We start from the raw sequence: 9,181 nt of genomic DNA, 5'->3' as shown, positions 1-9,181 counted from the left end.
CTAAATTTATCCAGTGTAGTTAATCCCATAACACATTCAAAAGCCCCTGCTATCGCGGGGGCTTTTTTTATCTGTGCATAAGATACGCAAGCTTCTATTTTTGCTCGTTATAATTCAAATCTATCTCTATTCATACCGTTTCCCCCACTCGCCCACATCTACCTAAAAACACAAAACACAAAACACAAAACACAAAACACTAAGTATTGGAGTCATTTGAGTGTGGTGTGTAATTAGTTTTTAGCCGTAGTTCAAAAAAGTGTGAGGTAATTCTAGGCTAGACTTGCAAAGAACCGATTAGATTGATGGTGACTGACAGATAAGCTCTACTCGCTTTGGCCAAGGCAATAACTTGAATCGTTTTATTAAATTAGAGCGATACATCAGCAGGTAGTGGCCAGCCTCATTTGTTATGACACTATTTTGATATTACGGGTACAATTTAGCGGAAAACTCATGATACATTCGCCCATAAACAGACAGTTAAAATTGTAATCCATGAAGATATACGTTTTCTCAACCCATTTGATGCGAAGCTCCATGAAAATACTAAGACAGGTTCTTATTCCACTTTCAATCACGGCAGTCACCTTACCGGCTTACTCCGCCGAAGAGCAAAACTGGGGAATCGCAGCGATGTCCCGTATCGCTTCTATCCCTTTCCACACAGCAAATGGGGACTCCAATGTCAGCACCTTTGTGCCAATGATGTTTTTTGAAAATGAGTACTTTTACCTTAAAGGGCTGGAAGGCGGGGTGTTCTTATTTGACGACAGCGACTCGCCGTGGCGCGTAAGTCTTATCTCTCGCCACCGCTATGTTGATATTCCTAAATCAGTCCAGAATGCCTATGAGGGAGACAGATCTGACTTTGGTGCACAGCTCCAGTACAGCTTTAACGACAACTGGCGCAATGAATTGGAAGTGATGTCGGATGATGAATTTCAGTATCATTATAACTACCGTATTGCCGCACACTATGAATTCGGTGATTGGGAGCTAGAGCCCTCGTTTACGCTTCGTTATAAAGATGCAGACTTCAACAGCGAGTACTACTCATTCAAAGATATTACCGGTGAAAGAATTGGAGGCGGGCTCGATACCAACTTAGGCATTAAAGCCCGCTACCATGTTACGTCAAACTTATACCTATTGGGTGAAACCAGTGTCACCCGACTCGATAGCAATGCCTACAACAGCAGGATTGTTCAGGATCGCTATCAGGGAGAGCTTTTCCTTGGCTTTGGTTTCTTCAATGACAAGAACAAAGCGCCTAAGTCTAATCTTCGCAACCGCCCATACTTAAGGGTTGCACATGGCTGGGCAACGCCTTCAAACATGGGCGATATCTTCAACTTCAAAGCAGAAAAAGACGAATACAACAATCAGCTGACATCACTGTTTTACGGCCATCCTTTGACAGATGAGCTGTTTGGCTTCCCGCTGGATATCTACCTCACACCCGGCCTGGCGCATCACTGGTCATCTGAAGTTCAGTCATCAAGTACAGAATACATAGTGGCAATCAAGGCTTACTACACCTTTAACTGGCCAACCAAGTGGCGCTTTGGGCTCGCGGAGGGAATGTCTTACGTCAACAGAGTCACCTATATTGAAGGTACCGAGATGGAAGAGAAAGGCTACACACCGAGTAAGCTTCTGAACTATCTGGATTTCTCATTCGACGTCAATATTGGTGATCTCTTCAGACAGAAAAATTGGGAAAACATGTGGGTGGGTTACTCGCTTCACCACCGGTCAGCGATATTTGAAAAATCGTCCAATTTTGGACGCATCAAAGGTGGCAGTAACTACAACACCATTTACTTTCAGTACGAGTTTTAACGGCCTACATTTTTGCCCGTAGCGATTTCCTGCGGGCTTTGGCTGCTTCTATTAAAACGTATTTTTTACTCTTGTCATTCACAGTGGCTAAGCCCGATTATTACTTTCACCAGTAACGACAGCAGCACCGATCATATGGGCCAGACGCAGCGCCTCAGGGACGTTACCTGTGTCTGTTAAGCACTCCAGTGCTTGCGCTGCCGTATCCGGCGTACATCCGGCAACCTGATATACAAAGCTTTTATGGCTATAGACGGTGCCCGCTTTGAGCAATATCGCCTTCCGCTGCTCATAATCGGAAAAATGGTGCAGTGCGGTATCAATTGCAGCCATATCAGGGTGTTTGCGCATCACCGCAATACAGGGACGCTGCAGCGTATCCGCCAGTAACGGGAGGTCGATCAGGTTGAACCCGCCGACGGCAACACCATCAGTCAGAACCAGATTAACCTGTTGGTAAAATTTGCTCTGTTTCAGCAGATTGGCAATGATTTCCGTGGCATTACTACCATCTTTGGTTGTTTCTCCCCAAACCATCCCTTCAAAGCGCGTTTCGGAACAAACAACACCTGCAACAGGGACCGGCGCGCCTGGTCTGCGCTCAAAAGGTGCGTCATCAAAGCCAATCACCCGGATCTTTCGATTCAGACGTAAAAGCTCTTCGAGTGGCTTCATTTGAGGCACCTTCCTTTCAGTCATCGACATCATTTAAATAGCAGCAATAGCTGACCTGAGTATGGCACAGCGGTTTGTCTCAGGCTAAGTGCGTCGCCGTACCGTGAACACAACTAATTTGAAACATCACTCTGGAAGTAACGTCATTAACAAAAAAGACACTTCGCAACCAGAGTCACAACATTAATACGCATTAATATGCATACTGAATCTTTTCATTCCACACCGACAGGATAATCTGGAAATGACACCCCTATTCTCCTCACGCTATACACGACTGGCCTGGCTGTCTGTTGTACTGGCAGTCAGCGCCTGTTCTACAACGCCTACCGGCTATATCGCGGCTTACAGTAAAGACGCCGCTCAGGTGACTTCTCGGGTGCAATCACTTATCGACGACTACAACCGCTCTGCCCGCAATGAAGAGTTGGCCGCCCTGGCCACCAGCCCGGAACCGCTCTCTAAAGAGGCGCTGGCCGGTGCCGCCAGAGCCGGATTGACCGACATTAATACTGTCGCCTTATTCCAGGCCAATCAGGCATTGCATCGTTATGCCCAGTCCCTGTACCAACTGAGTATGACGGCCAGTGATCAGAGTGTGGCTCTGGCCAGCGTGGAGCTGATTGAGTCATTAAATACGTTAAATAACTCATATGAGAAACTGCAATCTGAAACATTACTGACCGAAAAGCAAAGTGCCACTGGTGGCCGGATTGCCGGACAGATCAGTGCCACCTACCTGCAGAACCGACGTGCCGAAGCTATTAAATCCGTTGTCATAGCTGCTGACCCATTGGTCCAGCAGCTTAGCAGCCGGTTGGCTGAGGATATCCTGCGGCAGGATTTTATCCGAAGGCTCGAAATAGCACGTGACACTGAGCTCACACTCTATCTGACTGCAGTAAACAACACCCCACGCAGCGATTTGCTTGTGAAGCGCCAGGCGGTTGAACACAGCTACAACAAATACTCCGCCATGATGGCCAGCCTGGCCTCAGTTGAAGCCACCGCCACAGCTCTGGGTGAAATGGCCAGAGCACACCATGTTATCGCGACCGAAGTCGCGGCCGACCGTTTTACCTCCGACGCTCTGAAACAATCGGTCAGTGAGCTGCGCACGACACATAAGATGTTCGCCTCGATTGAAGACATGATGCAAACCTGTCCGAGGCCTATCGTGGTTGAAAAACACTCCGCTCGCTGTCCGGAATAAGGAATCGAATCATGGATAACGCAGAACTAAAAGACCAGCTGTACGAAGCAATATTAGAAATCAACCAATTAATGGCAGTCATGACCATTGAAAGCCATGAGTATGACCAGTTGTGGCGGCAGCAACGCACCCTAAGGCAGCAATACGATGCGCTTATCACAGCCTCCCTGACGGACACCTGTCAGGTGGCAGATGTCATGCATCTTTTGACCGAACTGCGAACCCAGAGCCAGCAGGCTAAAGATGATTTGAATAACAAACTGGAGCAGTTTGAAAGCGTGGCAAAAGTACTTAATACCGTATCAAAAGTCAGCGCTGTGATGGCTGACGTGATCCGCTGACACTGAGCTAAAACCAAGGAATTAAATATGCATAAGAAACTTGTCCTTGGCCCGATACTCGGGCTGGAATCGGACCACCACTATACGGTTGTGGTGGTGACAGACAAATCGGCGGGTTCGGTCAGCGTCAGCTATCCACATCATCAACCGGTACCGGCGCAACTGATCGGCGAGATCAACGACGGCAAAGTGTGGCGGATGGAGATCAACATTGATTCCCCGGGCGAAGAAACCATCGATTATACCCTGCAACAAGAAGGGCTGACGTTGCACGATCAACGCGGCAATCAAGGTTGGTCTTTTTACGTGCCCGGCCAGCAGGAGAAGCCCAAATTTGCCTATGTATCCTGCAATGGTTTTTCTGACCTGACCCTGATGAATACCACCGAACAGCCGTTCAGGCTGTGGAAGACCATGGCACAGGAGCATCAACGCGAAGCATTTTCGCTGCTTCTTATGGGCGGCGATCAGGTGTACGCTGACGCTATCTGGACCAAAGTATCTCTTCTTAAAAACTGGAATGAGCTTGATCGCAAAGAAAAAGTAAAGCGCCGGGCCAGCAAGGATATGGTTAAACAGATCGATCGCTTCTACAGCGAACTGTATGTAGACCGCTGGAACAAAGAGCCGATTGCCAGCATGCTGGCTTCCATTCCGTCGATTATGATGTGGGATGACCACGATATATTCGATGGCTGGGGCAGCTACCCGGACGATATTCAGGGCTGCGATGTGTATCAGGCGATCTTTCAATCCGCGCGCAAGCACTTTGAGCTGTTGCAAATCCGGGGCATTCAAAACCGAACCTTAATTCAGCGGGACAACCAGCCCCTCACGCACTACGGCGCGACATTAAGCTTTCACAGCTACGATATTCTGGTACTGGATAACCGCTCCCAGCGCAGCTTATCTCATGTAATGGCGGCTGATCAGTGGCAGGCCGTCACCGCTTATCTGGCTGATAACAGTAATAAAAACTTACTGGTGATGAGTGCCGTGCCGGTGGTGTATCGGGATTTTTCCTTTGCCGAGAATGCCGTTGATATCACGCCATGGGAAGAAGAACTCACCGACGACCTTAAAGATCACTGGCGCGCCAAAGAGCACGAAGGGGAGCGCTCCCGCCTGATCATGCACTTGTTGCAGAGCGGCCAACGACGCCAGGGTCGCAGTGTCATACTTTCCGGGGACGTTCACGTCGGTGCATTAGGCGTAATTCGTGATCTGCGCAGTGAAAACCATCGGCCAGTGCATCAGGTAGTCTCCTCCGGGATTGTGCATCCTGCACCAAGTTATATGGAGTGGCTGGGAATTTGCGCTATTACTAATGACCGCACCGAATATCTGGATGAAAACCACCAGATCGTCGCTGATATGCTAAGACCATATGGCTCAGATAAATACATCCGGGCACGAAATTTCGCCACACTACTGGAAGGCAGCGACAACAAACTGTGGGTGAACTGGCTGACCGAAAATAAAGACAAACCCGCTTTCCCGATCCTCTAATTACACCTTACTAAGGTTTAACCCAAACCGGCACCACATGGTGCTGGTTTTAAATGACAATAGTTCACAACCCACAACTGTCATGCAAGCGCAGAATCTATCTTTACAAACATCACTCGCTAAACCTATAGAACACTGAACGCTCAAAGCATCTAAATTTGCCACTATCAAGATAACAACCGGCCTTTACGCGGGTTGCTTTTGTGTTTTTTCGGTTAAAGGCCGTTAATTTGCGTTCGTCTTATGTACACGACAAAAGAACATCGCAGTAAAATAAACCTCTGCAATCAGACATCATACGATATAAATTCAACGAGTTAAGCACGCAGTAAACCATGCTTGGAATGTAACGATTCCGGCATGATGAATGGCAAACCGGGGGACATGGGCTTACCCGGCTATTGTTCCAAGTGAAAGCGTTTTAACAGCAACAATCGTCAACTAATCTTATAGACAGATTAACCAATTAAAACGTACTTTTATTTAGATTGTGATTACTAGCCTGCAGCAATGTAAATGACCAAATAACCATTTTTGCATTGCCTGGAATGAGGAACGCAATATGGACGACAACAAACCCAAACCACCACAAGGCATATTTAAGTATTACGAAAACAACCCGGATTCGGCGGATGAAAAAGTGTTCGGCCGAGTCAGTTACCCTGACAGACGAGGCTTTCTGAAAGGAGCCGGATTGGCCACCATGGCAGCTGTCCTTGGCGGCGCGATTCCCTTTCACCGAAACATGCCCGCCGGCATCATTCCTGCCGCTTTTGCCGAAGGACTGGATGATGTCGTGATAGAAGGCAAAGATGGCCTGACAGTACTGAATGACAGACCGGTCAACGCCGAGACGCCCCCTCACCTACTCGATGACGATATCACCCCCACCCCGCGCCACTTCATTCGCAATAACGGTCTTCCACCAACAGACGTTAATGCCGAAATCTGGACGCTGACCATAGATGGCCTGGTCGACAAACCTATGACACTGACTATCGCCGATCTGAAGGAAAACTTCGAGGTCGTAGAACAGCAGTTAGTGATCGAATGCGGTGGTAATGGCCGTGCCTTCTTTGATCCCAAAGCATCCGGTAATCAATGGACATATGGTGCGGTTGCCTGTTCAAAATGGACCGGAGTACGGCTTGCCGACGTGCTGAAAGCCGCCGGTGTTCAGGATGGTGCGGTTTACACGGCGCACTTCGGCGCAGATAAACATCTGTCCGGTAAAGAGGGCAAACTCCCCATCTCACGGGGCGTGCCGATAGCCAAAGCGATGGGCAGCGAAAATCTGATTGCCTTCGAACAGAACGGCAAACCACTGCACCCGATGAATGGTGCGCCACTGCGGTTAGTGGTGCCCGGATGGCCCGGATCCTGTTCGCAGAAGTGGCTGACCCGTATTCAAATCAGAGATCAGGTCCATGACGGTGCGAAAATGACCGGTACCTCTTACCGGGTGCCTAATCGTCCGGTAGCACCAGGCGAAGACGTGGCCACGGAAGATTTTGACATTATTGAACGAATGCCGGTGAAATCCCTGATCACTTCACCACAAACCAATACCGAAGTGACCGGCGGAGAAGTATTCGTCCGAGGCCACGCCTGGTCTGGCGATCGTAAGGTAGACAAAGTGCAAGTCTCAATAGACTTTGGCGCCACCTGGATGGATGCCGAACTGGCCGAACCTTCCAATGTCGGGGCCTGGCAAAACTTCAGCGCTAAAGTGAAATTTCCCCAACCGGGCTACTACGAAGTGTGGGCCAAAGCCACCGATGACCAAGGGATCAGTCAGCCGTTTGCTATTGCCTGGAACCCCAAAGGTTACCTGAACAACACCTTCCATCGGGTGGCATTAGTTGTGAAGGGGTAGAAAAGTGCTCACAGTAAACTTTGTTGAGCGGGTAATCCCGCTCTCCTTTTCCCTGTTGCTGCTTATCAGTTGCCCACTGTCTGCTGACGAGGCGCTGATATCGGCCGGAGAACAGCAGGCATTCGTCTGTAAGGCGTGTCACCAGTTTGACCCGGACGGCGTACCGGTCGTCGGGCCTCCTTTATGGGGATTGGCCGAGCGCGATATCGCCGGTTATCCGGATTTCCATTACAGCGAAGCCTTACAGCAACTTAAAGGGAAATGGAGTGCCGACAAACTCGATGCCTTTCTGGCGTCACCCTCTGAGTTTGCTCCGGGCACCAATATGGTTTTTCCGGGCATCGAAGATCCCGGCGCACGAGCCGCCATCATTGCCTGGCTGGCAACCCGTAATCCAGCACCGCCGGACTGGATTACAGCAGCGGCAGGCACACCGGTCGTATCCGCCGGTGAAGGCATTCTGACCCCGGGGGAAAACATGGAGCTGGTTGCGGCCGTCTGCTCTGCCTGCCACTCTTTGTACCTGGTGGCGCAACAGGGCATGAGTAAAAAAAGATGGGATAAAACCCTGCAATGGATGGTTGAGGAACAAGGTATGGAAGAACTCAACCCAGACGAATACCAAGCTATCCTGGTTTACCTTTCAACCTATTATGGCCAGTAGCAACCGGATATTCCCGTCTTAAGCAGACGCATTGGCTTGAGCGTAACTATCTGATATGGATCCTTTTTAGGGTTGTGCCAGCTTTTAAACCGGCACAACATTGACTTCCTATAGCGGTAACTCTGCTATTTCTCCCGAACCTGAAGGATCTCTACCGCTTTGTTCTGCTCAGGGTCATAGGCCCAAAGAACAGACACATCGTCTTTTAAGGTCCACTGTATCCAGTAGTTGCTATTGGTGTTTTTCCAATAGATGGCCCGGGCCGGACGTGCGTAGATATAACCTTGTTTCAGCAGGCTTGCGAACGCCATGTTGACCTCATCCGGAGCAAATGGAGAACCTGCGTGACTGGCAGGGTCATTATTGACCTGCTGATCTCCACAGACCCGCATTCCACCAGACATTTCATCTTTGACCAACAGATTGAGCAGCTTAACGTCGACTGCCGCCTGAAGTGCCGGGTTGGTAACCTTGACCGACACAATTTCTTTTTTGCCCAGCTCAGCAGCCCGATCAAAGGTGAACTGACCATCCATCATGGTCTGGCTGACTTTAATCTCCTGTATTTTCATTGGATCAACTTGCAACGGATTACCGTCAAGCACTACGATATCGGCCAGTTTGCCAACCTCCAAACTGCCTACCTTATCTTCTAGCCGTAGCTGCCAAGCGGCATCTAATGTAACGGCGCGAAGTGCCTCTTGAACGGTCATAGGTTTTACCACTGGAGGGAATGGCTTAGCATTGGGATCGGCCGGATTTTTCATCGTCACAGCCCCTTGCACCACGAATAACGGAGCCTGCATAGTCGGAGGGGTACTAGGAAGATCTGCCGCCAAGCTCACTCGAACACCAGCGCGAGCGAAGTCCGGGTAGCGACCAAAATAGGCCATTGTCCGTTTCTCACCCATGTAACGCAGTGCATCCTGATCGGTACCGCTCCAATCGTTAGTAAAATTCGGTGTCGAGTTGACCGGAATTTTGTTGTCAATCACGAGTTTCTGATCTTTCTCCGTCAGCCAGGTGGCATGGTGTAAGGCACTACGATTGTCGGGATC

8 protein-coding genes are annotated in these 9,181 nt (G+C 49.4%); 6 read left to right on the top strand and 2 right to left on the bottom strand.

Going from position 1 to position 9,181, the window contains the following annotated elements; all coding sequences use genetic code 11:
* Positions 1 to 540 precede the first annotated feature (540 nt).
* The gene (locus ACQY6F_RS17195) at positions 541 to 1,845 is read left to right on the top strand and encodes a MipA/OmpV family protein (protein ID WP_428776182.1); all 1,305 of its coding nucleotides are present in this window, start codon (positions 541 to 543) and stop codon (positions 1,843 to 1,845) included.
* Positions 1,846 to 1,932: 87 nt separating this feature from the next.
* Here ACQY6F_RS17195 and ACQY6F_RS17190 read toward each other — a convergent pair whose 3' ends face one another.
* On the bottom strand, positions 1,933 to 2,520 hold the full coding sequence (locus ACQY6F_RS17190) for a DUF99 family protein (protein ID WP_428776180.1): 588 nt from the start codon (positions 2,518 to 2,520) through the stop codon (positions 1,933 to 1,935).
* 244 nt (positions 2,521 to 2,764) lie between these two features.
* Between ACQY6F_RS17190 and ACQY6F_RS17185 the strand changes: the two genes are divergently transcribed.
* From ACQY6F_RS17185 to ACQY6F_RS17165, 5 genes are all read left to right on the top strand, one after another.
* Complete coding sequence (locus tag ACQY6F_RS17185) at positions 2,765 to 3,733, top strand: hypothetical protein (protein WP_428776178.1); 969 nt, start codon at positions 2,765 to 2,767, stop codon at positions 3,731 to 3,733.
* An 11-nt stretch (positions 3,734 to 3,744) separates the two neighbouring features.
* The gene (locus ACQY6F_RS17180; protein WP_428776176.1) at positions 3,745 to 4,074 is read left to right on the top strand and encodes a hypothetical protein; all 330 of its coding nucleotides are present in this window, start codon (positions 3,745 to 3,747) and stop codon (positions 4,072 to 4,074) included.
* A 27-nt stretch (positions 4,075 to 4,101) separates the two neighbouring features.
* Complete coding sequence (locus tag ACQY6F_RS17175; RefSeq protein ID WP_428776175.1) at positions 4,102 to 5,583, top strand: alkaline phosphatase D family protein; 1,482 nt, start codon at positions 4,102 to 4,104, stop codon at positions 5,581 to 5,583.
* A 562-nt stretch (positions 5,584 to 6,145) separates the two neighbouring features.
* Positions 6,146 to 7,459, top strand: a complete 1,314-nt coding sequence (locus ACQY6F_RS17170) for a molybdopterin-dependent oxidoreductase (protein WP_428776174.1) — start codon at positions 6,146 to 6,148, stop codon at positions 7,457 to 7,459.
* 4 nt (positions 7,460 to 7,463) lie between these two features.
* Entirely contained in the window at positions 7,464 to 8,123 is a 660-nt protein-coding gene (locus tag ACQY6F_RS17165) for a c-type cytochrome (RefSeq protein WP_428776173.1), read from the top strand.
* A 125-nt stretch (positions 8,124 to 8,248) separates the two neighbouring features.
* On the opposite strand, the gene ACQY6F_RS17160 is transcribed toward ACQY6F_RS17165, so the two are convergent.
* Positions 8,249 to 9,181: amidohydrolase family protein (locus ACQY6F_RS17160; protein ID WP_428776171.1), on the bottom strand; the 933-nt coding region annotated here is incomplete at its 5' end.

Origin of the sequence: Vibrio sp., from assembly GCF_050299255.1 — a bacterium.
In the GTDB taxonomy this organism is placed as follows: Bacteria; Pseudomonadota; Gammaproteobacteria; order Enterobacterales; family Vibrionaceae; genus Vibrio.
The sequence above is the reverse complement of the archived record's forward strand: the minus strand, read 5'-3'. Positions and strand labels throughout refer to the sequence as shown.